At 72.8% G+C, this 26,729-nt stretch carries 23 protein-coding genes and 1 riboswitch; of the genes, 7 read left to right on the top strand and 16 right to left on the bottom strand.

What is annotated here, in order from left to right:
• Positions 1-432 precede the first annotated feature (432 nt).
• From ACSLTV_RS17915 to ACSLTV_RS17905, 3 genes are all read right to left on the bottom strand, one after another.
• Complete coding sequence (locus ACSLTV_RS17915) at positions 433-1,605, bottom strand: acyl-CoA dehydrogenase family protein (RefSeq protein WP_432137570.1); 1,173 nt, start codon at positions 1,603-1,605, stop codon at positions 433-435.
• Positions 1,606-1,770: 165 nt separating this feature from the next.
• Positions 1,771-2,430 (bottom strand): TetR/AcrR family transcriptional regulator, encoded by a 660-nt coding sequence (locus ACSLTV_RS17910; protein ID WP_435612460.1) that lies wholly within the window; start codon positions 2,428-2,430, stop codon positions 1,771-1,773.
• Between the two features lie 140 nt (positions 2,431-2,570).
• On the bottom strand, positions 2,571-4,019 hold the full coding sequence (locus ACSLTV_RS17905) for a peptidase C39 family protein (RefSeq protein WP_435612459.1): 1,449 nt from the start codon (positions 4,017-4,019) through the stop codon (positions 2,571-2,573).
• Between the two features lie 377 nt (positions 4,020-4,396).
• Between ACSLTV_RS17905 and ACSLTV_RS17900 the strand changes: the two genes are divergently transcribed.
• Both ACSLTV_RS17900 and ACSLTV_RS17895 read left to right on the top strand, forming a co-directional pair.
• Positions 4,397-5,017 (top strand): uridine kinase family protein, encoded by a 621-nt coding sequence (locus ACSLTV_RS17900; protein WP_435612472.1) that lies wholly within the window; start codon positions 4,397-4,399, stop codon positions 5,015-5,017.
• Positions 5,018-5,403: 386 nt separating this feature from the next.
• Complete coding sequence (locus tag ACSLTV_RS17895) at positions 5,404-7,272, top strand: AAA family ATPase (RefSeq protein WP_432137567.1); 1,869 nt, start codon at positions 5,404-5,406, stop codon at positions 7,270-7,272.
• A 54-nt stretch (positions 7,273-7,326) separates the two neighbouring features.
• Here ACSLTV_RS17895 and ACSLTV_RS17890 read toward each other — a convergent pair whose 3' ends face one another.
• The 9 genes from ACSLTV_RS17890 to ACSLTV_RS17850 all read right to left on the bottom strand — a co-directional run bounded on the left by ACSLTV_RS17890 (position 7,327) and on the right by ACSLTV_RS17850 (position 14,683).
• Positions 7,327-8,409: a hemolysin family protein gene (locus ACSLTV_RS17890; RefSeq protein ID WP_432137566.1), complete on the bottom strand. Its 1,083-nt coding sequence runs from the start codon at positions 8,407-8,409 to the stop codon at positions 7,327-7,329.
• Positions 8,406-9,731: a hemolysin family protein gene (locus ACSLTV_RS17885; protein ID WP_432137565.1), complete on the bottom strand. Its 1,326-nt coding sequence runs from the start codon at positions 9,729-9,731 to the stop codon at positions 8,406-8,408. The genes ACSLTV_RS17890 and ACSLTV_RS17885 overlap by 4 nt, the downstream gene beginning before the upstream one ends.
• A 200-nt stretch (positions 9,732-9,931) precedes the next feature.
• Entirely contained in the window at positions 9,932-10,387 is a 456-nt protein-coding gene (locus ACSLTV_RS17880; protein ID WP_432137564.1) for a PH domain-containing protein, read from the bottom strand.
• Between the two features lie 15 nt (positions 10,388-10,402).
• Positions 10,403-11,251 carry an ATP phosphoribosyltransferase gene (gene hisG, locus ACSLTV_RS17875; protein ID WP_432137563.1) on the bottom strand — a complete coding sequence of 283 codons (849 nt, stop codon included), beginning with the start codon at positions 11,249-11,251 and terminating at the stop codon, positions 10,403-10,405.
• A gap of 45 nt (positions 11,252-11,296) precedes the next feature.
• Entirely contained in the window at positions 11,297-11,569 is a 273-nt protein-coding gene (locus tag ACSLTV_RS17870; protein WP_406205959.1) for a phosphoribosyl-ATP diphosphatase, read from the bottom strand.
• A gap of 34 nt (positions 11,570-11,603) precedes the next feature.
• Positions 11,604-12,089, bottom strand: coding sequence for a 6,7-dimethyl-8-ribityllumazine synthase (gene ribH, locus ACSLTV_RS17865; RefSeq protein WP_432137562.1), 486 nt, complete (start codon positions 12,087-12,089; stop codon positions 11,604-11,606).
• A 40-nt stretch (positions 12,090-12,129) separates the two neighbouring features.
• Positions 12,130-13,443 (bottom strand): bifunctional 3,4-dihydroxy-2-butanone-4-phosphate synthase/GTP cyclohydrolase II, encoded by a 1,314-nt coding sequence (locus ACSLTV_RS17860; RefSeq protein ID WP_432137561.1) that lies wholly within the window; start codon positions 13,441-13,443, stop codon positions 12,130-12,132.
• Positions 13,440-14,081 carry a nicotinamide mononucleotide transporter family protein gene (locus ACSLTV_RS17855; RefSeq protein WP_432137560.1) on the bottom strand — a complete coding sequence of 214 codons (642 nt, stop codon included), beginning with the start codon at positions 14,079-14,081 and terminating at the stop codon, positions 13,440-13,442. Before ACSLTV_RS17855 ends, ACSLTV_RS17860 begins: the two co-directional genes overlap by 4 nt.
• The gene (locus tag ACSLTV_RS17850; protein ID WP_432157170.1) at positions 14,078-14,683 is read right to left on the bottom strand and encodes a riboflavin synthase; all 606 of its coding nucleotides are present in this window, start codon (positions 14,681-14,683) and stop codon (positions 14,078-14,080) included. The genes ACSLTV_RS17855 and ACSLTV_RS17850 overlap by 4 nt, the downstream gene beginning before the upstream one ends.
• A 146-nt stretch (positions 14,684-14,829) precedes the next feature.
• Positions 14,830-14,960: riboswitch (FMN riboswitch) on the bottom strand.
• Positions 14,961-15,135: 175 nt separating this feature from the next.
• On the opposite strand from ACSLTV_RS17850, the gene ACSLTV_RS17845 reads away from it, so the two are divergent.
• The 3 genes from ACSLTV_RS17845 to ACSLTV_RS17835 all read left to right on the top strand — a co-directional run bounded on the left by ACSLTV_RS17845 (position 15,136) and on the right by ACSLTV_RS17835 (position 19,332).
• The gene (locus ACSLTV_RS17845; RefSeq protein WP_435612458.1) at positions 15,136-17,514 is read left to right on the top strand and encodes a chitinase C-terminal domain-containing protein; all 2,379 of its coding nucleotides are present in this window, start codon (positions 15,136-15,138) and stop codon (positions 17,512-17,514) included.
• Positions 17,515-17,589: 75 nt separating this feature from the next.
• Positions 17,590-18,477 carry an RNA polymerase sigma-70 factor gene (locus tag ACSLTV_RS17840; protein WP_432137557.1) on the top strand — a complete coding sequence of 296 codons (888 nt, stop codon included), beginning with the start codon at positions 17,590-17,592 and terminating at the stop codon, positions 18,475-18,477.
• A 111-nt stretch (positions 18,478-18,588) separates the two neighbouring features.
• Positions 18,589-19,332: an SDR family oxidoreductase gene (locus ACSLTV_RS17835; protein ID WP_432157173.1), complete on the top strand. Its 744-nt coding sequence runs from the start codon at positions 18,589-18,591 to the stop codon at positions 19,330-19,332.
• 204 nt (positions 19,333-19,536) lie between these two features.
• Here the strand turns inward: ACSLTV_RS17835 and ACSLTV_RS17830 are convergent, their stop codons facing one another.
• A complete protein-coding gene (locus tag ACSLTV_RS17830) occupies positions 19,537-21,003 on the bottom strand; it encodes an ROK family transcriptional regulator (RefSeq protein WP_435612457.1) in 1,467 nt (488 codons plus the stop codon).
• A 280-nt stretch (positions 21,004-21,283) separates the two neighbouring features.
• Here ACSLTV_RS17830 and ACSLTV_RS17825 point away from each other — a divergent pair, with 280 nt between their 5' ends.
• Entirely contained in the window at positions 21,284-22,495 is a 1,212-nt protein-coding gene (locus ACSLTV_RS17825) for an MFS transporter (RefSeq protein WP_435612456.1), read from the top strand.
• On the opposite strand, the gene ACSLTV_RS17820 is transcribed toward ACSLTV_RS17825, so the two are convergent.
• Positions 22,455-22,916 carry an acyl-CoA thioesterase gene (locus ACSLTV_RS17820; protein WP_435612455.1) on the bottom strand — a complete coding sequence of 154 codons (462 nt, stop codon included), beginning with the start codon at positions 22,914-22,916 and terminating at the stop codon, positions 22,455-22,457. The genes ACSLTV_RS17825 and ACSLTV_RS17820 overlap by 41 nt on opposite strands.
• Before the next feature lie 311 nt (positions 22,917-23,227).
• On the opposite strand from ACSLTV_RS17820, the gene ACSLTV_RS17815 reads away from it, so the two are divergent.
• Positions 23,228-23,914, top strand: a complete 687-nt coding sequence (locus ACSLTV_RS17815; protein ID WP_432137615.1) for a DUF5995 family protein — start codon at positions 23,228-23,230, stop codon at positions 23,912-23,914.
• A 58-nt stretch (positions 23,915-23,972) separates the two neighbouring features.
• Here the strand turns inward: ACSLTV_RS17815 and ACSLTV_RS17810 are convergent, their stop codons facing one another.
• Together ACSLTV_RS17810 and ACSLTV_RS17805 are read right to left on the bottom strand one after the other, a co-directional pair.
• Positions 23,973-25,685, bottom strand: a complete 1,713-nt coding sequence (locus tag ACSLTV_RS17810; RefSeq protein ID WP_432137552.1) for a flavin monoamine oxidase family protein — start codon at positions 25,683-25,685, stop codon at positions 23,973-23,975.
• 45 nt (positions 25,686-25,730) lie between these two features.
• Complete coding sequence (locus ACSLTV_RS17805) at positions 25,731-26,519, bottom strand: carbon-nitrogen hydrolase family protein (protein WP_432157175.1); 789 nt, start codon at positions 26,517-26,519, stop codon at positions 25,731-25,733.
• Positions 26,520-26,729: the final 210 nt, after the last annotated feature.

Raw genomic sequence — 26,729 nt, 5'->3', positions numbered from 1 at the left:
CGAGCGGGCAACGGGCCTCCGGTGGGGCGACGACCGACCTCCGCGGCGTGCGCCGCCGGGACCCCCGGCGGGCGGGGGCGCTTCGCACGCGCGCCGGGGCACGACGGGAACGCACGCGCGACTCCGTGCGCCGGTGACCCACCCGCGATCGCACGCGTTTCCCCGGTATGACCCGTACCTACCCGGCGCCCGCACCGCACCGCCAACTCTTCGTCCCCGCGCCCGTGCACGCCGGGGCAGAATCGGTTCCGCACGCCCCGCGGTACCTCCCCGTGCCGCCGCGCGCCCCCCGGCACGCCCCGCCGCCGCCCCAGGATCCGCCGATCTACCGGGCTCTGATGCGTGCCTGGGCCGACCACGGACGCACCCTGCCCGGCCGACGCGACCCCGAGTGGGTGCGGCTGGTAGCCCCCTTGGTGCGGCCGGGGCAGTTCAGCGCGTCTGCGGACCCACTAGGTGACGGGCGATGACCATCCGCTGGATCTGGTTGGTGCCCTCCACGATCTGCAGCACCTTGGCCTCGCGCATGTAGCGCTCGACCGGGAAGTCAGCGGTGCAGCCGTAGCCGCCGAGGACCTGCACGGCGTCGGTGGTGACCCGCATCGCGGTGTCGGTGCAGTGCAGTTTGGCCATGGCGGCCTGCCGGGCGAACGGACGCCCGGCGTCCTTGAGCCGGGCCGCCGCCAGATAGAGGGCGCGCCCCGCCTCGATCTGGGTCGCCATGTCGGCGAGCAGGAAGCGCAGCCCCTGGAAGTCGGCCAGGGGCCGCCCGAACTGCCGCCGCTCGGCCGCGTACGCCACGGCCTCGTCGAGGGCGGCCTGCGCCAGGCCGACGGCGCAGGCCGCGATGCCGAGCCGGCCGGCGTCCAGCGCGGCCAGGGCGATCGTGAAGCCCTGGCCCTCCTCGCCGATGCGCCTGCCGTCGGGGACCCGTACCCGGTCCAGGTGGAGCTGGGCGGTGGGCGAGCCCTTCAGACCCATCTTCTTCTCCGGCGTCGCGGCCGTGAGGCCCGGGGCGTCGCCGGGCACCAGGAAGGCGGTGATGCCGCCCGGTCCCGCCCCGCCGGTGCGGGCCATGACCGTGCAGAAGTCGGCGATACCGCCATGGGTGATCCACGCCTTCGTGCCGCTGATCAGCCAGTCGTCGCCCTCGCGTTCCGCCCGGGTCCGCAGGGCCGCCGCGTCGGATCCGGCGGACGGCTCGGAGAGGCAGTAGGCGCCCAGGAGCCCGCCGCCGAGCATGCCCGGCAGGTATGCGGCCCGCTGTCGTTCGGTGCCGTACGCGGCGAGCGCGTAGGACGCCAGGCTGTGGACGCTGACGCCGAGCCCGACGGTGAGCCGGGCCAGCGCCAGTTCCTCCAGGACCTGCAGGTACACCTCGTACGGCTGGTCGCCGCCGCCCAGGGCGGAGTCGTACGGCAGACCGAGCAGTCCCGACTCCGACAGCAGGGTGAACAACTCGCGCGGGAACCGGCCCGCTTCCTCCTCCCGGGCCGCGTGCGGGGCGATCTCGCGGCGGGCGATGTCCCTGACCAGAGCGATCAGTTCACGGGCCTCGTCCGAGGGCAGCGGGCGGTCCACCGGCTTCGGGGCGCGGTCGGGCATGGCGGGGTCCTCCTTCCGGGCCGGCCGGCGGGGTGCGCGCTGTGAGTATGCCCGCGTGCCCGGCCCCCCGCACGGCGGCGGACGGCACCGTCGCCCGGCCACGGCCGCCTTCGCGGCAGCACGGTCCGGTCGGCGCCCGGGTCGGCGTCTTGCGGGGTTCGGAAATCAGCCGTTGCGGCGGGCCGGCACGGGGGCGGGGCAGGTGGGGTCCATCTCCTCCACGGCCCGCAGGGAGCCCCCCAGGGTCTTCACGAGCAGATCGCGCACGGTGTCGCGGGGCAGCTCGGGGCGGGCGATCCAGTCGAGGGTCGCTCCCTCCACACCGCACACCCAGGAGAGCAGACCGGTACGGGCGAGCGGGGGGATGTCGGTACGGCCGTACGCCCCCTCGGCGATGGTCGCGACGATCGCCTCGCGCACCCCGTCCCGGATGGCGTGCACCTCGGTGTCGAAGCCGACGCCGCCGCTGACGATCGTGCGGTAGGCGGCCTGGTTGTGCTCGGCGTAGCGCAGATAGCCGTCGATCGTGCGGTGGGCCCGGTCCACCTGGGGCAGCTCCCGCCCGCTCGCAGCGAAGGAGACCAGGTCGGCGACCGAGTCCTGGATGATCGCCAGGTAGTAGCCGCGCTTGGACTGGAAGTAGTAGTAGATCAGCCCCTTGGCGACGTGCGCCTGCTTGGCGATGTCGTCCATCGAGAGGGCGTCGTACGACGTGTCGGCGAACAACTTCCGCCCGATGGCGATGAGTTCGGCTCGGCGCGCCAGTGAGCGTTCGGTTCCGCGCGCTCGGGGGCGGACGGCGTCGCGCTGTTGCGGGATGTTCAATGTCGACCCTGGTCTCAACGGTCGGTGGGACCTCCGCAGTATGTCAGGTCATGCATGCGTCATGTCACATCTGTCACATGACTCGTCAGATGATCACATCAGTCCCCGTCGGGGTGGAGACGTCGCCCACGGGGGCCGGGTCAGCGCACACCCACCGCGGCCAAGGCCGTGCGCTGCTCCGCGGCCGGGTGCGCCGGGAAGTACAGGTAGCAGACACCGCCCGTGCCGGAGGCGACCTTGCCGCCGGCGGCGTACCGCTTGGTGCGCAGCCAGACGTTCTCGAACTCCCGCCGCCGGTAGACCCGGCGCACCGCCGCGTCGCGGGGCGCGGCCGGGTCGTTGACGACCACGTCGCCGTCGCCGGTGAAGCCGACCACCGTCATCAGGTGCCCGGCGGTGCCGTACCCCGCACCGGTCAGCTCCCCCTTCAGGAAGGACTGGGAGGTGATGACCGGGATCCCCGCCGCGATCAGCGTCTCCAGGTCGGTGAGTGAGGTGAGCCGGGTGACCACGCCCTGCAGGCCGTCGAAGGTGGCCGCGTACGCCGCGTTGAACGGCCAGTTGCCGCAGCCGCCGTACCGGTGGTCGTAGGTGTGCCGCGCGGCATGGCACACCTGCGGGTCCGCGTAGTCGGTGTCCACCCAGGCGAGTTGCTCCGCGGTGAGCCGGCCGCCCCAGTACTCGATCACCATCTGCGAGGAGGTCGGGCTGCACCACGCCTCTCCGCCGCCGTCGTACTCCGGGTACTGGCCCTTGTGGATCTCCTGCGAGTAGCGCGGCACCTTCAGCTCCCGCCCCACCCGGCCGGGACGGGTGGCGGGGACGGTGAAACGGTCGGGGATGTCGGAGCCCATCGCGCCCAGCCGCCGGACGGTGGGGGTGAGCCGGGTGCCGGGGCGGCGGTACAGGGTCAGCCGCAGCCGGTACGCCACCAGCCGGAGGCCCGCCGTGGCGTCGTCGAGGGACAGGGTGTCCGTCCAGACGGTGCTGCGGCCGTCGCTCTGTCCGGCGACGGAGGTCCGCCGGATGTCCCGGTCGCCGGACGCCCAGCGGCCCATCACGTACCACGGGGTGTCCCGGTCGTCGGAGTACGTCCCCTTCAACTCGACCTGGAGCCAGGTGCCGGCCGGGGTGTGCGCGTTCCAGGAGGCGATGATCTCCGTGGCGGGCACGGTGAGCCGATGCGCCGGCGCGGTCCAGGTCGCGTACTCCCAGGCCGCGGTGGTGCCGGTGTGCGGGTCGCGGTAGTCGGTGGTGCCGCGGGGCACGTCGACGACCAGGCCCGGGCGGCTGCCGGCGACGGCCCGGGTCCCGCGCGCGGTGCCGCCGCACCACTCCGGGTACGTCGTCCACGAACGGTGGTCGACGGGCCGGGTCCGGGCCGCGCCGAGGCGCCCGCCGTCCGCGGCGCCCGTCCAGAGGTCCGGATCGGCCCCGTCGCCGGCCGTGGCGCTCGTCCCCGAGTCCGGACCGGACCGGCCGGCGGCCGCCGCCGTGGCCGGGACGGCGGCGGCACCGCCCGCCGCCGCGGCCACGGCGACGGCCAGGAGACGGCGTCGGGACGGCTGAGGCTGTTCGGCTTCGCTCATGGGCGGGTGACTCCCAGGGTGTCGTCCGGAACGGGGGCCGGCGGTGCACGGCTCGCGCCCACTATGACCGCGCGGGTCCCCCGCCACCAGCACACCGCGCCCCGCACCACACGCATGGCCGACCCACCGCGGGCGCCACCCCCACCCGCCACCCGGCTCGGCTCCCGGCGCCGCCGCCCGCGCCGCGGCACCACCCGGCTCGGCTCCCCGTGCCGCCGCCCCGAGCGGCACCCTCTGCCGGAACCCCGTGCCGCTACCGCCCCGAGCGGCACCACCCGGCCGGAACCCCGAGGGCGTCGAGCCACCGCCCCCTCCGCTGTCCGGCCCCCACTAGACTGGCCTACTCCCCCTCGTCCCCCTCCCCCCAGGACCCCGCCATCGACCAGCTCGCCGCCCGGCTCCGCCGTCTCCCCCCGTCGTGCGGGCCGGTCCGTCTCGTCGGGGTCGACGGGCACGCCGGGTCGGGGAAGTCCACGTTCGCCGCGCTGCTCGCGGAGGCGCTGGGCGGGGCACCTGTCCTGCATCTCGACGACATCGCCAGCCACACCGAACTCTTCGCGTGGACCGAGCGGCTGCGGGCACAGGTGATCGAGCCGCTGCGCCGCGGCGAGACGGCGCGGTACACGCCGTACGACTGGCCGGCGCGCCGCTTCGGGCCGGCCCGGTCGCTGCCTCCGGCCCCCGTGGTCCTGGTGGAGGGCGTCGGCGCCGGCCGCCGGGAGCTGCGTCCGGGGCTGGCGTGCCTGCTGTGGATGGAGCTGTCGGCCGAGGAGTCGTGGGCCAGGGGCCGCGCCCGGGACGGGGAGGAGCAGCGGGAGTTCTGGGACGGGTGGGTCGAGGCGGAGCGCCGGCACTTCGCCGCTGACCCCTCGCGACCCCATGCCGACTTGCTGGTACGGCAGTTGAGGCGGGGTTATGTGATGCTGCCGGGACCCAGCGCGGCGGGCACACAGGGGGAAGATGTCACGCAGGGTGATGGGCCACCCGCGATGTGGTGAACTTGTGAAGACCCCTGCGGAAGAAGTTTCCCCGGTGCCTCGCCTTCGCTTGACCCGTGGCCCGGGCAGGACTTACGTTCTCAATGTGCGGCGAGGGAAGCCGCCCCCCTACGCGAAGCCCCCGGTTGTTCCCCCGTGACCGGGGGCTTCGTTCTGCCCGCGCGGCGTCCCTCGGGCCGGGAGACGGACGCGCGACGGCGTGATCCCGTCACCCAGGGTCACCACCGCCGGTTGCGCCCCCCTCTGCTCCCACCTCGTCGAACGTGCCGTGCGGCACCCTTCGGCGGGCGACACCCCCGCGGGTACGATGCCCTCGGTGCGACCTAGGGACGGCTGCTTCACGCCCGTCGCAACTCCGGTCCGCGGCACGGTTTGTGGGGGACGTGATGGACTTCGGCACGCGGGGCCCCGAGGCCCCGGCCGACCTCGCCTGGCTGCGAGGCGTGGACGCCTACACCATGGGCGCCTATCCGCAGGCCGAGGAGGAGTTCCGCGCCGCGGTGCGGATCGATCCGGGGATGGCCGACGGCTGGCTGGGACTGCATGCGCTGCGCGTGGACACCACCACCGCCCTGCTCCGGATGTTCCGCCATCGCGAACGCTTCGGCGAGCAGCGCGCCCGGCACCGCCGCACCCTCAACTCCTGGTACTGGCTGGGCTGGTGGGTGCAGCCGGTGCTGGAGAGCCCGCGCGATCTGCTGCTCGCGCACGCCTCCCACTGGCTCGACGGGCGCCACGTCCCGGAGTTGGACCGTGCGCTCGCCGGGCTGCCCCCGGTCGACTCCGACCACCAGGTCCGCTTCCTGCACGCCTGCCGGGCCTATCTGGTCAAGGACTGGGAGCAACTGGTCCGGCACACCGACCCGTTGCTCGACGACCCGCTGCTGGGGATCGAGGCGGGGCTGTTCGGGGGCATGGCCCGGGTCCGGCTGGAGATGTACGGGCAGGCCGAACCGCTGCTGTCGACCGCCCTGATGCGCTGCCGCAGCGAGCAGCCGCAGCGCAAGGAGCTGCGCTACTGGCTGGCCCGGGCCCACGAGGGCACCGGCCGGTCCGCCGCGGCGCTGCCGCTGTACCGGGCGGTGCACCGCGTCGACCCGGCCTTCATGGACACCTCGGCCCGGCTCGCGGCCATCGCCGAGGGCGACGGGTACGACGACCCCGCCGACCTCGCGGCGATCACCCTCACCGGCCTGGGACAGGACAACGTGGACGGGCCCGACACCCTCGACCCGCTGTTCGGCACCGAGGGCCGTGATCTCAGGCTGGGCGACCCCGCCGAACCGTCGGCCGGGGGGCCGCTGCCGGCGGTCACGGATCCGGCGGCGCGCCACAAGACCCCGGTCGCCTCGCCGTCACTGCCCGCCGGGCCGACCGACCCCGGCTTATTGGAGGAGGCGCTCGCCGAACTGGAGCGCATGGTGGGGCTGGAGCCGGTGAAACGGCAGGTCAAGGCACTGTCGGCACAGCTGAACATGGCGCGCCTGCGGGCCGGGCAGGGACTGCCGGTGCAGCCGCCCAAACGGCACTTCGTCTTCTCCGGCCCGTCCGGCACCGGCAAGACCACCGTGGCCCGCATCCTCGGCCGGGTCTTCTACGCGCTCGGGCTGCTCGGCGGCGACCACCTCGTGGAGGCGCAGCGGGCCGACCTGGTCGGCGAGTACCTCGGGCAGACGGCCGTGAAGGCCAACGAGCTGATCGACTCCGCGCTCGGCGGGGTCCTCTTCGTCGACGAGGCGTACTCCCTGTCGAACTCCGGCTACGGCAAGGGCGACGCGTACGGCGACGAGGCGCTGCAGGTGCTGCTGAAGCGGGCCGAGGACAACCGCGACCACCTGGTGGTGATCCTCGCCGGATACCCGGAGGGCATGGACCGGCTGCTCACCACGAACCCCGGGCTCTCCTCCCGCTTCACCACCCGCGTCGACTTCCCCTCCTACCGGCCGCTCGAACTGACCGAGATCGGCAAGGTGCTCGCCGCGGAGAACGGGGACGCGTGGGACGAGGAGGCACTGGACGAACTGCGGTCGATCGCGGGGCACGTCGTCGACCAGGGGTGGATCGACGAACTGGGCAACGGGCGGTTCCTGCGGACCCTGTACGAGAAGAGCTGTGCGTACCGGGACCTGCGCCTGTCGACGTATGCCGGGACCCTGTCCCGGGAGGACCTGGCGACGCTCCGGCTGCCGGACCTGATGCAGGCGTACGGGGAGGTGCTGAGCGGCCGGTCGCCGCAGGGTCCCCCAGCGGCGTGAGGGACCCCGCGGGCGGGGCGGCGGTGACACCGTGTCCCGCCCCCGCGGCCGCCGCTAGGCCATCGCCTCCTCCGGCTCCCCGCTCGCCCTCGGTTCCGTCAGCCGCACCTGCGGGAACTCCCGGTGGGCGGGGTCGCGGACCTCACCCACCAGCAGTTCCAACACGTCCTCCAGCGCGACCAGTCCGAGCACCTTGCCGCTCGCGTCGGCGACCTGCGCCAGGTGGGTGGCGGCCCGGCGCATCACCGTGAGCGCGTCGTCCAGCGGCAGCTCGGAGCGGAGGGTCGTCATCGGGCGCCACACGTGCTGCGGCACGGCCCGCTCGGAGTCCTCCAGGTCGAGTACGTCCTTCACGTGCAGGTAGCCCATGAAGGCGCCGTTCCCGGCGGCGACCGGGAAGCGGGAGTACCCGGTGCGGGCGGTCAGGGCGACGATCTCGCCCGGGGTGACCGACGGACTCACCGTGATCAGGGCCTCGCGTCCCAGGAGCACGTCGGTGACCGGGCGCGAGCCGAGTTCCAGCGCGTCCTCCAGCCGCTCCCGTTCCTCGGGGCCGAGGAGGCCTGCCTCGCCGGAGTCCTCCAGCAGCCGGTTGAGCTGCTCGCTGGTGACGACCGCCTCGACCTCGTCCTTGGGCTCGACGCGGAACAGCCGCAGGATGCCCTGGGCGCAGGCGCCGAGGGCGACGGTGATCGGCCGGCACAGACGGGCGAACCAGACGAGACCGGGGCTGAGCCACAGCGCGGCCTTCTCCGGGGCGGCCATGGCCAGGTTCTTCGGGACCATCTCGCCGATGACCAGGTGGAAGAAGACCACCGCGGCGAGCGCGACGACATAGCCCAGGGGGTGGATCATGCCGTGCGGCAGGTGGATCCACTCGAAGACCGGCTCCAGCAGGTGCGCGACGGTCGGCTCGGCGACCGCGCCCAGGGTCAGCGAGCAGACGGTGATGCCGAACTGGGCGGCGGCCATCATCTGCGGCAGCCGCTCCAGGCCGTACAGCACCTGGCGGGCGCGGGCGGTGCCGAGCGGTTCGATCTGGCTGCGGCGCACGGAGACGAGCGCGAACTCGGCTCCGACGAAGAACCCGTTGGCGAGGACCAGGAGCGCGGCGAAGAGCAGTTGCAGGACGCTCATCGGGCGACCTCCACGACGGCGCCGGTGCGCACCAGCCGGACCCGTTCGGCCCGGTAGTGGCCGACCCGGCGCACGGAGAGCCGCCAGCCGGGCAGTTCCACGCGGTCGCCGACGGCCGGGATCCGGCCGAGCAGGTCGGCGACGAGGCCGGCCACCGTCTCGTACGGCCCCTCCGGGACCTGGAGTCCTATGCGGAGCAGGATGTCGACGCGGCAGCTGCCGTCGACGTCCCAGGCAGGCCTGCCGTCCTCCGGCGGGGCGGGGGCGAGCTCGGGGGTGTCCAGGCCGTCGTGCTCGTCACGGACCTCGCCGACGATCTCCTCGACGATGTCCTCCAGGGTGACGACACCGGCCGTGCCGCCGTACTCGTCGACGACGACGGCGATGGGCTGCTCGCTGCGCAGCCGGGCCAGCAGGGGCTGGACCGGCAGCGTCTCGGGGACGAGCAGGGCCGGGCGGGCGATCCGGCCGACGGGGGTGCGCAGCCGGTCGTGGACGGGCACGGCGAGGGCGTCCTTGAGGTGGACCATGCCGGCGATCTCGTCGATCTTCTCCCGGTAGACGGGGAAGCGGGACAGACCGGTGGCGCGGGTCAGGTTGACCACGTCCTCGGCGGTCGCCGACGACTGCAGGGCGCTGACCTTCACCCGCGGGGTCATCACGTGCTGGGCGGTCAGCTCGGCCAGGGACAGGGTGCGCACGAACAGGTCGGCCGTGTCCTGTTCCAGTGCGCCCGCCTGGGCGGAGTGCCGGGCCAGGGAGACCAGCTCGCCGGGGGTGCGGGCGGAGGCCAGCTCCTCGGTGGGCTCCACGCCGAGCGCCCGGACGAGGCGGTTGGCGACGGCGTTCAGCGTGGCGATCACCGGGCGGAACAAGCGGGAGAAGACGTGCTGGGGGCCCGCCACGAAGCGGGCGACCTGCAGGGGGCGGGAGACCGCCCAGTTCTTCGGCACGAGTTCGCCGACCACCATCTGGACGGCGGAGGCCAGCAGCATGCCGATCACGACGGCGACCCCGGAGACGGCTCCCTCGGGCACGCCGATCGCGCGGAACGGGCCTCCCAGCAGGTCCGCGAGCGCCGGCTCGGCGAGCATGCCGACGACGAGGGAGGTGATGGTGATGCCGAGCTGGGTGCCGGAGAGCTGGAAGGAGAGTTCCTTCAGGGACTGCACGACCGTGCGGGCGCGCCGGTCGCCGTCGGCGGCGGCCTTCTCGGCCTCCGGACGCTCCACCGTGATCAGGCCGAACTCGGCGGCGACGAAGAAGCCGTTGGCGAGGATGAGCAGGAACGCGGCCGCGAGCAGCAGCAGGGGGACGCTCATGATGCCGCCGCCTCGGTATCTCGGGAGGGGGCGGCGCAGGTACTACAGGACGATCCGTCCATCGCTGGAGGGAGTCACTCCTCGGGTAGCAGGAAGCCTCTGAGGGCCGGACGGCACCTCAGGGGCGGAGGCGACGTCGTCGCCTCCGCCAACAGATTAATCAAGACAGGGCCCGTTGCGGCAGGGTGGACGCCCCGGAGTCAGCCCTGATCCTTCTCGGGGTCCCCGATGGCGTGGGCCTCGGCGAGGGCGCGCAGGGTGCGCGCGTCCTCGATCGCCCTGGCCCTGGCGATGCCCGGCTGGATGCCGAGCGCGGGCAGGCTGGTGCCGTCGCTGAGGTCGAGGAAGACCCAGGGGTCGCCGGGGCGCAGGTTGACCCGGAGGATCTCGGCCCAGTGCAGGCGCCGCCGGCCGGCGATGTTCACCACGGTGACGCCGGTGTCGTCGGCGACGACCTTGACGCGGGCGAGCAGGGCCAGCACGCCGAAGATCAGTGCTCCGGTGAGGATGAAGCTCAGCCGCTCCCCCGGGCCGAGCTGCTCCAGCAGAAGAGCGATCGCCGTGATGACGGCGAAGATCGCGGCACCGGCGGTGAGCAGGACGGCGCGGGTGCGGCCGGGCCGGAAGGTGACGGGCAGGGCGGGAAGCTCGGACATCGCTGCGGGGGTTCCTCAGAGGCGGCAGGCGTGGATGGCCGTGGTCAGGATGGCCCGCGCGCCGATGGCGTACAGGTCGTCCATGATCCGCTGCGCCTCCTTGGCGGGGACCATGGCACGCACGGCGACCCAGCCCTCGTTGTGCAGCGGGGAGACGGTCGGGGACTCCAGGCCGGGGGTGAGCGCGACGGCCTTCTCCAGCTGCTCGACCCGGCAGTCGTAGTCCATCATCACGTAGGTGCGGGCCACCAGGACGCCCTGGAGGCGGCGCAGGAACTGCTGCACCTTGGGCTCCTCGGCGTCCGCCCCGGTGCGGCGGACCACGATGGCCTCGGACCTCATGATCGGCTCGCCGAACACCTCAAGGCCGGCGTTGCGCAGGCTGGTGCCGGTCTCGACGACGTCCGCGATGACCTCGGCGACACCCAGCTCGATGGCGGTCTCCACCGCTCCGTCGAGGTGGACGACGGAGGCGTCCACGCCCTGGTCGGCGAGGTGCTTGGCGACGATGCCCTCGTAGGAGGTGGCGACCGTCCGGCCGGCGAGGTCCGTGATGCCGGTCGCGGTGCCCGGCTTGCCGGCGAAGCGGAAGGTGGAGCGGGCGAAGCCGAGCGGGAGGATCTCCTCGGCGTTGGCGCCGGAGTCGACCAGCAGGTCGCGGCCGGTGATGCCGATGTCGAGGCGGCCGGAGGAGACGTAGATCGCGATGTCGCGGGGCCGGAGGTAGAAGAACTCGACCTCGTTCTCCGGGTCGACGATCCGCAGCTCCTTGGACTCGCGGCGCTGCTGGTAGCCGGCCTCATGCAGCATCTCCGCCGCAGGGCCGGACAGGGAACCCTTGTTGGGGACGGCGATGCGCAGCATGAGGTCGGCTTCCTTCGCTCGGTTCGGGAGGGGAACGGGTGCGGCTTACAGGTGGGCGTAGACGTCGTCGAGGGAGATGCCGCGGGCGACCATCATCACCTGGACGTGGTACAGCAGCTGCGAGATCTCCTCGGCGGCCGCTTCCTTGCCCTCGTACTCGGCGGCCATCCAGACCTCGGCGGCCTCCTCGACGACCTTCTTGCCGATGGCGTGGACGCCCTTGCCGACCAGTTCGGCGGTGCGGGAGGTGGCGGGGTCGCCGTGGGTGGCCTTGTGCTGGAGCTCGGTGAAGAGCTCCTCGAACGTCTTATTGGACATGGTGACGCTCAGCCTATGCCACACCCGGGCTTCGTCAGCGCCAGGGTTCGGATACTGAACGCAGGGTGGCCGCGGTGGCCACCGCCGCCGTCACCGCCTCGTGGCCCTTGTCCTCGTTCGAGCCCGGCAGCCCGGCCCGGTCCAGCGCCTGTTCCTCGTTGTCACAGGTGAGCAGGCCGAAGCCGACGGGGACGCCGGTGTCGACGGAGACCTGGGTGAGGCCCTGGGTGACGCCCTGGCACACGTAGTCGAAGTGCGGGGTGCCGCCGCGGATGACGACGCCGAGCGCGACGATCGCGTCGTAGCCCCGCCCGGCCAGCACCTTGGCCACCACCGGCAGTTCCCAGCTGCCGGGGACGCGGAGCAGCGTCGGCTCGTCGATCCCCAGCTCGTGCAGGGCGCGCAGGGCGCCGTCGACCAGACCGTCCATCACCTTTTCGTGCCACTGCGCCGCGATGACGGCGACCCGCAGGTCACCCACATTGCGTACGGACAGTTCCGGTGCGCCCTTGCCGCTCACGTGTCTCCTTCGGTGCTGTGCTCTGCTGTGCTGTGCCGTGTTACTGGTTGCCGCAGGTGGACGCGGACGGGGCCGCGGGGGGCGCGGCGGGGGCCGGGTCCAGCCAGGGCAGGTCGTGTCCCATCCGGTCCCGCTTGGTGCGCAGGTAGCGGATGTTGTGCTCGTCGGCCCGGACGGGCATGGGCTCGCGGGCCAGGACCCTGATCCCGTGCCGCACGAGGGCGTCGGACTTGTCGGGGTTGTTGGTCATCAGCCGTACACCGCGCACGCCGAGGTCGGCGAGGATCTGGGCGCCGGCTCCGTAGTCGCGGGCGTCGGCGGGCAGGCCGAGCTCCAGGTTGGCGTCGAGGGTGTCGCGACCGCGCTCCTGCAGCTCGTACGCGCGCAGCTTGGACAGCAGGCCGATGCCGCGCCCCTCGTGTCCGCGCAGGTAGACGACGACGCCGCGGCCCTCGGCCTGGATGCGCTGCAGGGACGCGTCGAGCTGGGGGCCGCAGTCGCAGCGCAGGGAGTGGAAGACGTCGCCGGTGAGGCACTCGGAGTGCAGGCGGACCAGGACGTCCTGGCCGTCGGTGAGGTCGCCGTGGACCAGCGCGACGTGTTCGACGCCGTCGACGGTGGAGCGGTAGCCGTACGCGGTGAAGGCGCCGTGGGCGGTGGGCAGGTGGACCTCGGCCTCGCGCCGGACGGTGGGCTCGGCGCTGCGCCGGTAGGCGATCAGGTCCTCGATGGAGATGATCGTCAGCCCGTGCTTGCGGGCGAACGGGATCAGCTCGGGCAGCCGGAGCATCCGGCCGTCCTCGCCGGCGATCTCGACGATGGCGCCGGCCGGCCGCAGGCCCGCGAGGCGGGCGAGGTCGACGGCGGCCTCGGTGTGGCCGTCGCGGACCAGGACGCCGCCGGAGCGGGCGCGCAGCGGGAAGATGTGGCCGGGCCGCACCAGGTCGGCGGGCTCGGCGGTGCCGCTCGCCAGCAGCCGGAGGGTGGTGGCGCGGTCGGCGGCGGAGATGCCGGTGGTCACGCCGTGGGCGGCGCCGGCGTCGACGGAGACGGTGAACGCGGTCTTCATGGACTCGGTGTTGTCCGTGACCATCTGCGGCAGCTGGAGCCGGTCGAGTTCCTCGCCCTCCATGGGGGCGCAGATCAGTCCCCGGCACTCGCTCATCATGAAGGCGACGATCTCGGGTGTGACCTTCTCCGCCGCGACGACGAGGTCGCCCTCGTTCTCTCGGTCCTCGTCGTCGACGACGACGATGGGGCGGCCGGCCGCGATGTCGGCGATGGCCTGTTCCACGGGGTCGAGGCTGAGGTCCTCGAAGCCGTCGGTGTCGTAGAGAACGGATGCCGTGGTCATGCGGGGGCTCCTTCCAGAGCGGGCCGCGGGCTCCTGCGGGAGCGCAGCCACCAGTCGCGCATGCCCCACAGGACGAGCGCGCCGTAGATGACGTAGACGAAGCCGGAGAAGGCGTAGCCGTTGGCGAAGTTCAGGGGGACGCCGACCAGGTCGACCAGGAGCCAGGCGAACCAGAACTCGACCATGCCGCGCGCCTGGGCGTACATGGCGACGACGGTGCCGACGAAGATGTAGGCGTCGGGCCAGGGGTCCCAGGACAGGGACGGGTGGGCCTTGAAGAGGAGGGCGACGGCGACGGTGCCGGCGGCGGCCGCGGTGAGCATGGCGGCGCGCTCGGGCCAGGTGGCGAAGCGGGGGGCGATGTGGCCGTCGTCGGCCTGGCCCTTGTTCCGGTTCCACTGCCACCAGCCGTAGACGGCGACGACCGCCACGACGGCCTGCTTGCCCGCGCTGCCCGCGAGATGCCCGTAGAAGGCGGAGAAGAGGATGAGGCCGGACCAGAACTGCACCGGCCAGCTCCACACGGAGCGCCGCCAGCCGAGGGCCAGGGCGGCCAGGCCGAACAGGTTGCCGATCATGTCGGTCCAGAGGATGCCCTTGCCGAACAGGACGAAGGCCTCGGAGTTGAGGGAGTTCACTTCCCGGCCCCCGGGCCGGTGGTGAGCAGCCGCTCGACGTACTTGGCGACGATGTCCACTTCCAGGTTGACCGGGTCGCCGGGCTGCTTGCGGCCGAGCGTGGTCAGGGCGAGGGTGGTGGGGATGAGGCTGACCGTGAAGTGGTCGGTGCCGGCCTCGACGACGGTGAGGCTGATGCCGTCGACGGTGATGGAGCCCTTTTCGACGACGTAGCGGGCGAGGTCGGCGGGGAGGGAGATCTTCACGATCTCCCAGTGCTCGGAGGGGGTGCGGGCCAGCACCTGACCGGTGCCGTCGACGTGGCCCTGCACGATGTGGCCGCCGAGGCGGGCGCCGACGGCGGTGGGGCGTTCCAGGTTGACGCGGGAGCCGACGGTGAGCGCGCCGAGGCTGGAGCGCTTCAGGGTCTCCGCCATGACGTCGGCGGTGAACTCGTCGCCCTCGTGTTCGACGACCGTGAGACAGACACCGTTCACGGCGATGGAGTCGCCGTGCTTCGCGCCCTCGGTGACGACGGGGCCGCGCAGCCGGAAACGGGAGGCGTCGCCGAGGTTCTCGACGGCGGTGACCTCGCCCAGCTCTTCGACGATTCCGGTGAACACTTCCCGGGTCCTCCTGCCTCGTTCGGGCACGGACTCCGGGGCTGTCGATGACGACAGAAAGTACGGGCGACGACACCGGGGGCGACGCCGGACAGACTCGTCCGCGGACGAGTACCTGTTCGGCGGCGCGCACGCATGCCCGCCCGCCGCGCACTGCCTCCCATCCGGACTTTAACCGTCGGTCCAGGAATTTCACCTGGTCAACCGGTCACTGGACGTGACCGGGTCGCGGACTGTAACCGCCGGTTCGGACTTTCACCGACCCCGGAGTGCGCTGCTTCTTGTACAGGGCCAGTGTGCCACGACCGCCATGCGTCCATGCGGGTGAACCATGTGGAGTGGCTCACAGGAATCCGTCACCGAACCCCCCTCCCGCGATTGGTCCATACCTATTGACGCATTGGTCTAGTCCTCTCTAGGGTCTGCCCAACTTCCGTGGAGAGGAACCGACTTTGCTGTCCCCCACACCGCACCGCCATCGCACCAGACCCACCCTGCTCGCCGGTGCCGCCGCAGTCGCCGGACTGCTGCTGGCCGGCCTTCCGGCGACCGTGTCCCAGGCCGCCGACCAGTCGTCCTGCCGCCCCGACGGGCTGTACACCACGCCCGGGGTGGACGTCCCCTACTGCTCCGTCTACGACTCGGCCGGCCGGGAGAAGATGGGCGCCGACCACCAGCGCCGGGTCATCGGCTACTTCACCGGCTGGCGCACCGGCAAGGACGGCAAGCCCGCCTACCTGGCCTCGGACATCCCGTGGGACAAGGTCACCCACATCAACTACGCCTTCGCGCACGTCGACGGCGCCCACAAGATCTCCGTCGGCACCGACGGCCCTGCCAACGCGGCGACCGGCATGACCTGGCCCGGCGTGGCGGGCGCCGAGATGGACCCGCAACTCCCCTACCAGGGCCACTTCAACCTGCTCAACAAGTTCAAGAAGCAGCACCCCGACGTCAAGACGCTCATCTCGGTCGGCGGCTGGGCCGAGACCGGCGGCTACTTCGACGACGACGGCACGCGGGTGAACTCGGGCGGCTTCTACTCGACGGCCACCAACGCGGACGGCTCGGTCAACCAGGCCGCCATCGACACGTTCGCGGCATCCGCGGTCGACTTCGTCCGCACGTACGGTTTCAACGGCGTCGACATCGACTACGAGTACCCGACGACCATGAAGGACGCGGGCAACCCGCTCGACTGGTCGCTGTCCAACGCCCGGCGGGCCGGTCTGGTCAAGGGCTACGCCGCCCTGATGAAGACGCTGCGCGAGGAGCTGGACCGGGCGGGAGCGGCGGACGGCAGGCACTACCTGCTCACGGTCGCGGCGCCCTCGTCGGGCTATCTGCTGCGCGGCATGGAGACCTTCCAGGTCCAGAAGTACCTGGACTACGTCAACATCATGTCGTACGACCTGCACGGCGCCTGGAACGAGTACGTGGGGCCGAACGCGTCGCTCTTCGACGACGGCAAGGACGCCGAACTCGCCGCGGCCGGCGTCTACTCCACCTCCCAGTACGGCGGGATCGGCTATCTCAACACCGACTGGGCCTACCACTACTTCCGCGGCTCCATGCCGGCCGGACGGATCAACATCGGGCTCCCCTACTACACCCGGGGGTTCAAGAACGTCACGGGCGGCACGGACGGTCTGTGGGGCAAGGCCGCCACGACCATCTGCCCGGCCGGCTCCGGACTGACCAAGTGCGGGGACGGCGCGGTCGGCATCGACAACCTCTGGCACGACCTGGACACCGACGGCAAGGAGTCGCCGGCCGGTTCCAACCCGATGTGGCACGCCAAGAACCTGGAGAAGGGCATCGTCGGCGACTACATCACGCGCTACGGCTTCCCCGCCGGCACCGAACTGACCGGCACCTACACCCGCAAGTACGACGCCGCCCTGGTCGCGCCCTGGCTGTGGAACGCCGAGAAGAGGGTGTTCCTGTCCACCGAGGACGAGCAGTCGGTGAACGCCAAGGCGGACTACGTCGTCGACCGCGGCATCGGCGGCACGATGGTCTGGGAGCTGGCCGGCGACTACGCCTGGAACGCGGCCAAGGGCCAGTACGAGCAGGGGTCGACGCTGACGACGGCCATGTACGAGAAGTTCAGATTGGCCTCCCCGTACGGCGCGAAGCGGTCCACGATCGACCTGCCCGCCGAGGCGCTGGACATCGGCGTGGACTTCGGGCAGTTCCCGCTCGGCGACTCCAACTACCCGATCAGCCCGAAGCTGAGGATCACCAACAACACGTCGGTGACCCTGCCGGGCGGCACGGAGTTCCGGTTCGACTACGCCACCTCGGCGCCCGGCAACGCCAAGGACCAGTCGGGGTGGGGCACTTCGGTGCTCCGCAGCGACCACACCGGCAGCAACGTGGGCGGCCTGAAGGGCGACTACCACCGCGTCTCCCTGAAGCTGCCCGCGTGGCAGACGCTGGCGCCGGGCGCGTCGGTGGAGCTGGACTTCGTGTACTACCTGCCGGTGTCGACGCCGTCCAACTGGACGGTGACGTTCGGCGGGAGGACGTACGCCCTCGCCGGTGACCTGGCGCGCGGGACGACCGTGGTGGAGCCGGGCACGGGTGGCGGCCCGAGCCCCAGCCCGACCCCCTCGGGATCCACCGGCCCGTCCCCGAGCCCCTCGCCCTCCCCCTCGGGATCCACCGGCACCTGCGCGAACCCCGCTTGGGACGCCGTCACCGCCTACACCGGCGGGAATGTGGTGTCCCACAACGGGCACTCGTGGAAGGCCAAGTGGTGGACGAAGGGCGAGGAGCCCGGCACCACGGGCGAGTGGGGGGTGTGGCAGGACCTCGGGTCCTGCTGACACGGACCGGGCCCGGCGGCGGTGACGACGGCCCTTGCCCGCCGCCGGGCCCTCACGTTCTGGCAGGCTGAGTGCATGACAACAGGCCTCGCCGACGAGTTCCAGGCCCAACGCTCCCGGCTGTTCGCACTCGCCTACCGCATGCTGGGCTCCGCTGAGGAGGCGGAGGACACCGTGCAGGACGCCTGGCTCCGGTTCCACGGGGCCGACCGCGACGGCATCGAGCAGTTGGGCGCCTGGCTGGCGAAGGTCGTCACCAACCTCTGCCTCAACCGCCTCACCTCGGCGCGGGCACGGCGCGAGGCGTATGTCGGGCCGTGGCTGCCGGAGCCCGTGGCCACCGCCGACGGTGCCCTCGGCCCGCTGGAGTCGGCCGAACAGCGCGACGCCGTGTCCCTGGCGGTACTGGTGCTGCTGGAGCGGCTCACGCCGGTGGAGCGCGCGGTGTACGTGCTGCGGGAGGCGTTCGGGTACGGGCACCGGGAGATCGCCGGGCTGCTCGACCTGAGCGAGGCCAACTGCCGCCAGCTGTACCGGCGGGCGACGCAGCGGGTGGCGGCTCCCGAGACGCGCTTCACGCCGGCCCCGGACCGGCAGGCGGAGCTGGTGGAGAGTTTCCTGACGGCGGCCCGGGAGGGCGACCTGGCCGGCCTGGAGAAGCTGCTCGCCGGTGACGTGACCTGGTGGAGCGACGGCGGCGGCAAGGTCAAGGCGGCGCTGCGGCCGATCGAGGGCCGGGAGAAGGTGGTGCGCTTCACGACCGGCGTCTTCGAACGGTTCGCGGCCGGCTACGTCCTCACCGTCGCCGAGGTCAACGGGGCGCCGGCCGTCCTCGCCTGGAACGGGGAGGAGCTCTGGGGGGCGGTCACGTTCGTCTACCGGGACGAGACGATCGTCGGGCTGCGGGCCGTGGTCAACCCGGACAAGCTGGGGTTCGTGGGCCGGCAGCTCGGGAGGCCCTGAGCGGGCGGCGGGCCGGAGTGTCACATTCCGGCGGGCTGTCCGGTCCCAGCAGGTGAGGGACGCCCGTCCGGGACGTCCGGCAGCACGCACCACCCGAAGGGGCTGAACGCCATGACCACGATCCTGGTGACCGGCGGTACCGGAACACTCGGCCGGCTCGTCGCCGAGCGGCTGCGCGCGGACGGGCACGAGGTACGGGTGCTCAGCCGGCACAGTCGGCCGTACGCCGTCGACCTGCGCGAGGGCGGCACCGCGCTCGACGACGCCGTGGCGGGCGTGGACGCCGTCGTGCACTGCGCGTCCACCCCGCGCGGCGGTGACGAGCAGGCCGCCGCCCATCTGATCGCGGCGGCGCGGCGGGCCGGGGTGGGGCATCTGGTGTACATCTCGATCGTGGGGGTCGACCGGGTGCCGTTCGGCTACTACCGCACCAAGCTGGCCGTGGAGCGGCTGGTCGAGGAGTCCGGGCTCGGCTGGACGATCCTGCGCACGACGCAGTTCCACGATCTGCCGGTCACGCTGTTCCGGACGCTGGCCAGGCTGCCGGTGCTGCCGCTGCCCAAGGGGGTGCCGGACCAGCCGATCGAGGTCGCGGAGGTCGCCGACCGACTCGCGGAACTCGCCGTCGGCGCGCCCGCCGGCCGGGTGCCCGAGATGGGCGGCCCCGAGGTCCGCACCCTCGACTCCCTGGCCCGCTCCTACCTGCGCGCCACCGGCAAGCGCCGCCGCGTCGTCCGGATTCCCCTGTGGGGCGCGACCTACCGGGCGTTCCGCGCGGGCGGGCACCTGACGCCGCACGCGGTGGGCAAGGGCACGTTCGAGGAGTACCTGGCGCACGCCGAGGGGCGGGGGTAGCCGCGTCGGGCAGGTCGTGCGGGTCGGGGCCGTCGTGACGACGCGTCCGGGGTGGGCGTGCGCGGCCCAGCCGGCGTCGCCGCCGGGTCCGACGGCCGGGGCGCGCCCGGACGCGGAGCCGTGCCCGCGCCCGCCCCGCCGGTCGGCGGCGCGGGGCCGTTCCGGGGGCGCCGAGTGCGCGGCTGCCCGGACGCCCGGGCGCGGTCAGTGCTCGTGGGGAGCGACAAGGTGGTCCTGGGCGGACTCCCGCGCGGTGAGCAGGGCCCCGCGCAGAACGGCCGGGCCGCCCAGAGTGCTGTGGCGGACCTCGGTCGCCAGAGGCGCCATCCGGCGCAGCCGCTCCCCCACCCGGTCGGCCAGCTCGGCACCGCCCGCCTGGCCGACCTCTCCGCCGAGCACCACACACCCTGGGTCCAGGACGGCGACGACGGAGGCGACGCCGAGGACGATCCGGTCGGCGAGGACGTCCAGGAAGCGGGCGGCCGCCTCGCGTGCGGGCCCGCCAGGCGGACCGACCTCCTCCCCCGGGCCCGCCCCGTCACGGGCCCCGGTCCACGCGCCGCCTCCGATCGAACCCTCGGTGTCCGCCGTACCGTCTGCGCCCCTCACTCCACCGCCTCCGATCGAACCGCCGGCGTCGGTCAGGTCACCGCGGCCCGGCTCGCCCGCCCCCGCGCCGCTCACGGAGTGGCCCGCCGGGCCGCCCGGCCGGGCATCGTCGGGGCCCTGTACGCGCAACGCCTCGGTCGCCGATCGCACCGCGGCCGCCGCGGCAGGAGCGTCGTCCCCGGGCGGTGCCGCGACGCCGTGCTCCCGTGCCAGAGCGACGACCGCCGCCGACCCGGCCAACGAGTGGAAGCCGCCGTCGCAGTCCTTGGCCGAGGGCAGTCCGCGCGTGCCCGGGACCGGCAGGAAGCCGATCTCGCCGGTGCCGCCGGAGGCGCCGCGCCGCAGGGCGCCGTCGAGGACCACGGCCGCGCCGGTGCCGTGACCGAGCCAGAGGAGGACGAAGGTGTCGCGGTCGGTGGCCGCACCCTCGCGCTGTTCGGCGACGGCGGCGAGGTTGGTCTCGTTCTCGACCGTCACCCGGGCGTCGGAGAACCGCCCCTGAAGTGCCGCCACGAGGCGGCGGTGCCACTCCGGCAGGCCGGTGGAGTCGCGGAGTTCGCCGGTCGCGGGGTCGATCAGGCCGGGCGCCCCGATGCCGACCGTGTGCAGCGTCCCCGGCACCCCCGGCTCCCCCGCCACCACACCGGCCTCCTCCGCCGCGCGCTCGACGAGCGTCACCGCCTGTTCCACGGCGGGCCCGGTGCCGAGGTGCCCGCCGATGGGCCGGGACGCCTCCGCCAGCACCCGCCCCACCAGGTCGGACACCAGCACGGACACCCCCTCCGTGCGCACGTCCAGCGCCGCCAGACGCGCGCGGTCGGCGGCGATGCCGTAGAGCTTGGCGTTGGGTCCGCGCCGCTGCTCGCCCGCCTCGCCGACGACCCCGACGAGCCCGGCGGCGGTGAGGCGCTCGACGAGGTCGGCGACCGTCGGCCGGGACAGCCCGGTGAGCCGCTTGAGCTGCGCGGCCGTCAGGGGGCCCTCCTGCTGCAGCAGCCGCAGGGCGAGCCGGTCGTTCATGGCCCGGGCGGTGCTCGGGGACGCTGGCTTCGGTGCGGACATGCCGCGCATCCTCCCAGATCGGCGGGGCGTGCGACCCGGTGGCCACTTCACCGTCTATCTATCAGGCAAGGTCCCTGATAGTTTACGGCGGCACCACGGAACCCACGACAGGGCACCGGACGACACCGCAACACCTCGTCGCACGCACGTCACCGCGCGACAACACGACACCCACGACACGTCGACGGCGTAAGACGACGTCGACACCCGAGTCCGTCGGCCCGAAGACGGACCCGGACCACGGCACGGACCGCGACGCGGACCAGGGAGGGGCCGGAGAATGACGGAGATGGCTGACGAACAGCGCGACGTCGTGCGCGCCCGGTACGCCGTGGCGGCCGTGTTCGCCGTGCACGGAGCGGTCACGGGCTCGTTCGCCACCCGCGTGCCGTGGATCCAGGACCACGCCGGGGTGAGCGCGGGCCAGTTGGGCTTCGCGCTGGCCTTCACCGCGTTCGGCGCGTCCTGCGCGATGCCGCTGGCCGGCCGGATCACCCACCGCTTCGGCAGCCGGCCCGCACTGCGCGGGCTGCTGGCGCTGTGGACGCTGTCGCTGGTACTGCCGGCCCTGGCGCCGAACCTGGTGACGCTCTGCCTGGCCATGTTCACCTACGGCGCCACGGCCGGCATGGCCGACGTCGCCATGAACGCGCTCGGCGTCGAGGTCGAGCACCGGCTCGACCGGTCGATCATGTCGGGTCTGCACGGCATGTGGAGCGCGGGCGCGCTGCTCGGCTCGGCGGGCGGCACCCTGGCCGCGCACCTCGGCTCGGACGCCCGCCTGCACCACGTGCTGGCGGCGGCCGTGCTCACCCTGCTGGGCCTGCTGGCCTGCCGCTGGGCGCTGGACCTGCGGCCCACCGAGGACGAGGAGCCGCCGCCACGGTTCGCCCTGCCGCCCCGCTCGGCGCTGCTGATCGGCGCGGTGGGCTTCTGCGCGGTGTTCGCGGAGGGCGCCAGCCTGGACTGGTCCGCCGTCTACCTGGAGGACGAGCTCGGCACCTCGGCCGGCCTGGCCGCCGCCTGCACCACCGGGTTCATGCTCACCATGGCGGTGGCACGGATCGCCGGCGACGCGCTGGTGAACCGGTTCGGTCCGGTGCGCACGGTCCGCGCCGGCGGGGTGCTGGCCGTGCTCGGCGGAGTGCTGATCGTCGCCGGCGGTCACCCGGCACCGGCGATGGCCGGCTTCGCCCTGATGGGGCTCGGCATCGCCGTCGTGGTCCCGCTGTGCTTCGCCGCGGCCGGGCACAGCGGCCCCAACCCGAGCCAGGCCATCGCGGGCGTCGCGACGATCACGTACACCTCGGGGCTGATCGCGCCGAGTCTGATCGGCGGTGTGGCGCAGGCGACCAGCCTGATGGTGTCGTTCGGCGTGGTGACGGTGCTGGCGTGCGGGCTGGTGGTGTTCGCGGGTGTGCTGCGCGCCGACCGCGGCACCGGCGCGAAGATCAGTCCGCCGGCCGCAGCAGTGCCCGACCGGCAGCCCTGAAGGTGTCGCTCCAGGGCGCGGGGCGCAGGGTGGCCGGGTCCAGCCGGACCAGCACCCGGGTGCCGCGCGCGTATGTGGTGAGACCGTCCGCCGAGCAGAGCCGGAAGCCGTAGGTCAGCCCCGTCGTGCCCAGGCGCTCCAGCCAGAGGTGGACGGCGTAGGTGCCGGGGCTGGTCACGGGGACCTCGTAGGTGACGCGGAGTTCCTTGACCGCGTTGCAGGCGTCGCCGGCCGCCACCCAGTCCCCGTCGAAGCGGACGCCGTGCTCCTGCCACAGCTCGGTCCAGGCCCGCTCCACGAGCAGCGGGTAGCGGGCGTTGTGCAGCAGACCGAGCGCGTCCAGGTCGTCGAAGTGGACGGTGACGGGGATCAGCCGGCCGTACGACAGGGGGGCGGGGGCGATCGGGGCTTCGGCGGTCACGGTGGGGACTCCTGGGTGCATGGGACACGTACCGCCATCCTAAGCGGATGCTCACCCCGGGTTCCGACCCAGAAGGCTCCGGACTCGCACGCACGACCGAAAGCGAAACCGCACCAAGGATCTTGGCGTCCGCCGGGCCCTGCACCGCGACGGTCGCACCCCGCGCCCGCGGCCGTGGTCCGCCCCGACGAACGGCTCATCAGGTGGCCCTCGGAGGCCGGCCCAAGCACGCGTTCGCTCGTTTCGGGGAAGCGCCGGGGCCGTCGCCGTATCGCCCGGCGCGGGGCTGCGACCCTTCCTCCATGCCCCCCATGGAACAGTTGGAAGACAGCGGCCCCGACGTCGGCGCGGTGCTGTCCCGGATGCGTGCCCTGGACTCGGCACTGCCCGCGCGGGACGGGATCGCGGTCTTCAACCGCGTCTATCTCACCGTGACGCGGGAGGTCGGCCGGCACATCGACGACGGCCGGTTCACGGACGCGCGGGCCGCGAACACCCTCGGCGTGCGGTTCGCCGAACGGTACCTGAGAGCGGTGGACGCGGCGGCGGCCGGCCACCGGCCGCCGGCCTGCTGGCGGCCGCTGTTCCAGTTCCGCCGCCATCCCGGCATCCGTCCGCTGCAGTTCGCGCTGGCGGGCATCAACGCGCACATCGGCCACGACCTGGCGCTGTCCGTCGTCGACACCTGCCAGGCGCTGGACTGCGAACCGGTCGCGCTGGAGGACGAGTTCGAGCGGATCGGCGATCTCCTCGTCGCGCTGGAGGAACGGATCCGCGAGGACCTGATGCCGGGCCCCGACCTGTTGCAGATCGCCGACCCGCTCACCCACTTCCTCGGCTCCTGGAGCCTGGAGCGCGCCCGCGAGGCCGCCTGGTCGGCGGCCCGCGCCCTGTGGGCCCTGCGCCGGCTGCCGGAGCTCGCCGAGGAGTTCACCGAACGCCTCGACGCGGCCGTCGGCTTCGCGGGCCGCATGCTGCTGACGCCGCTGCCCCGCTAGCCGGGCCGGGTCCCTCCGGACCGGCTGGCGGGGCCGCGGAGGAGCCCGGGTCGGGTCGTCAGTCCTCGGGGAGTTCGACCGGCGCGATCTCGTCGTAGACGTCGCCCGGGCCGGGGTTGGACGGGTCGGTGGTGCCGCCGAGGTGGTGCATCACGCCCCAGACCGCGTTCAGCGCGGTCTGCACGGCTCCCTCGGCCCAGCCCGCGGTCCAGGAGATGTCGTCGCCGGCGAGGAAGATGCCGCGCTTGTCGTCGGGCAGCCGGTCCTGCATGAAGTGCGTGAACAGGCGCCGCTGGTAGCGGTAGTGGCCCGGCAGGTTGGCCTTGAAGGCGCCCATGAAGTAGGGCTCGTTCTCCCAGGAGACCGTCACCGGGTTACCGATGATGTGCCTGCGGATGTCGACCTTCGGGTAGATCTCGCCGAGCGACTTCAGCATGACCTCCATCCGCTCGTTCGCGGACAGCGGCAGCCACTTCAGGCTGTCGTCGCACCAGGTGTACGAGAGGCAGATGACGGCCGGCTGGTCGGGGCCGTTGTCCAGCAGGTAGGTGCCGCGGGTCATCCGGTCCGTCAGCGTCATCGACATGGTGTCCCGGCCCGTCGGGTTTCCCTGGTCGTCGACGGCCTCGTCCAGCCAGAACGGCCGGTCGACCGGCACGAACAGTTTGGACGACTCCATGTAGTGGGTGCGCTCGATCGCCGTCCAGTGGTCGATCGGGAACAGCGAGTCGTCGCACTCGATCTTGGACAGCAGCATCCAGGACTGGGCGGTGAAGATCGCCGCGGTGTAGGTGCGGATGTCGCCGTCGGCGTCGGTGACGGTGATCCGGTTGCCCGCGGTGCGGTGCAGCCGGGTCACGGCCGGGCGCGGCCGGCCGTCGGCGTGCAGCTTCGCCAGCGAGGTGCCGTGCGGCCAGTGCACGATCTTCGCGGGTTCGCGCTCCCACAGGCGCAGCGGCAGCTGCTGGGAGCCGCCGACGATGCCGCGGTGGTGGTCGTCGGCCTCGGTGTAGACGACGCGCAGGATCTCCAGGATGGAGTTGGGGAAGTCGGTGTCCCAGCCCCCGGTGCCGAAGCCGACCTGGCCGAAGATCTCACGGTGCCGGAACGACCGGAACGCCTCGGAGTCGCAGAGGAAGCCGTAGAACGTCTGGTTGTCGAGCTTCTCGACGAGCTTCGCCCAGATCTCGCGGATGCGCGGGACGTCGCGCTCGCGCATCGCGCGGTTCATGTCGGAGAAGTCGGCGCCCTCGTCGAGGCACTTGTTCCAGGCCTCGGCGACGTCCCGGTAGACCTGCGGGAGATCGTCGATCGTCTCCGCGTAGTGGCTCTCGCCCTTGAGGTCGACGACGGTCGAGGGGGTGGCCTCGGCCAGCGGGTTCGGGAAGGGCCTGGTCTCCAGGCCGACGAGGTCGATGTAGTGCTGCAGGGCGGTGGAGGACGGCGGGAAGCGCATCGCGCCCAGCTCGCAGTTGAGCGACTCGTCGCAGCCCTCGAAGCCGACGGTGCGCAGCCGCCCGCCGAGCTGGTCGGCCTCGTAGACGACCGGCTTGAGCCCCATCTTCATCAGCTCGTACGCCGCGACGACGCCGGACAGGCCGCCGCCGATGATCGCGACCTCGGTGCCGTGCGCGGTCGCGGGTATCTGTCCGAGGCCCGCCGGGTGGGCGAGGAAGTCGTCGTAGGCGTAGGGGAAGTCCGGGCCGAACATGGTGATCGGCGGCTGCTGCTCGTCGGCGTGCTCGACGGCGTTGGGCACCGTGGACGTCATGGGGTACGGACTCCTTGCGCGGGGTGGTTCGGGGAGTGGCGGGTGTCAGACCAGGGACCCGTACAGGGCGGGGCGGCGGTCCGCGAGGTACGGGTTCGCCTCACGGGAGGCGGCCAGCGAGACGGGGTCGGCGTCGGCGAACACCAGTTGCTCGGCGCGGCCGGCGCGGGTGCGGGCGATGCCGTCGGGGCCGGCCAGTGTGGACAGCCCGACGAACTCGAACTCCCCTTCCCGGCCCACGCGGTTGACGTAGGCGACGTACATCTGGTTCTCGAAGGCCCGCACCGGGATCATCGACTCGGCGACGAACTGGAACGGGTGCATCTGCGCGGTGGGCACCACCAGGAGGTCGGTGCCGGCCAGCGCGTGCGCGCGGACGTTCTCCGGGAACTCGACGTCGTAGCAGATCAGCAGGCCGACGGTCAGGCCGTTCAGCTCGGCCTGGACGACCTGCCGCTCGCCCGGCGCGAAGTGGTCCCGCTCGAAGCAGCCGAAGAGGTGGGTCTTGCGGTAGCCGGCGAGGCGGGTGCCGTCCGCCGAGACCAGCTGGACGGAGTTGTACACCGTCTCGCCGGCGCGCTCCGGGTAGCCGTACGCGACGGCCACACCGTGCCGGCCGGCGATCTCCGCGACCGCGTCGGCGGCGTCACCGTCGGCGGGCTCGGCCAGGCGGGCGATGTCGTCGCCGATCGCGTAGCCCGTCAGGAACATCTCCGGCGTGATCAGCAGTCCGGCGCCCGCGGCGGCAGCCCGGCCCGCGGCCTCGTCGAGCACCTTCAGGTTCTCGGCGGGTGAGCCGGGGCGGCCGGAGCTCTGCAGCAGGGCGGTGCGCATACGGGTTCCTCAGCGGGCGGAAGGGGGTTCGGGGGGCCACGTAGACGGTACGGTCGGCTGACCAGGCCGGACAAGGAGGAGCCGTTGCGCGCCGGTGAGGGAATCGTTGCGTGCGGGGGCCGACCGGCGGTGATTCGTTGTGCGGGGCACGGAGGGCTTTCCGGGAGCGGGCGGGCGAGGCCGCTCGCGCGGTTCCCCCGCGAGCGTCGG

Source organism: Streptomyces sp. bgisy159, from assembly GCF_965341775.1.
Lineage (GTDB): Bacteria > Actinomycetota > Actinomycetes > Streptomycetales > Streptomycetaceae > Streptomyces.
The sequence above is the reverse complement of the archived record's forward strand: the minus strand, read 5'-3'. Positions and strand labels throughout refer to the sequence as shown.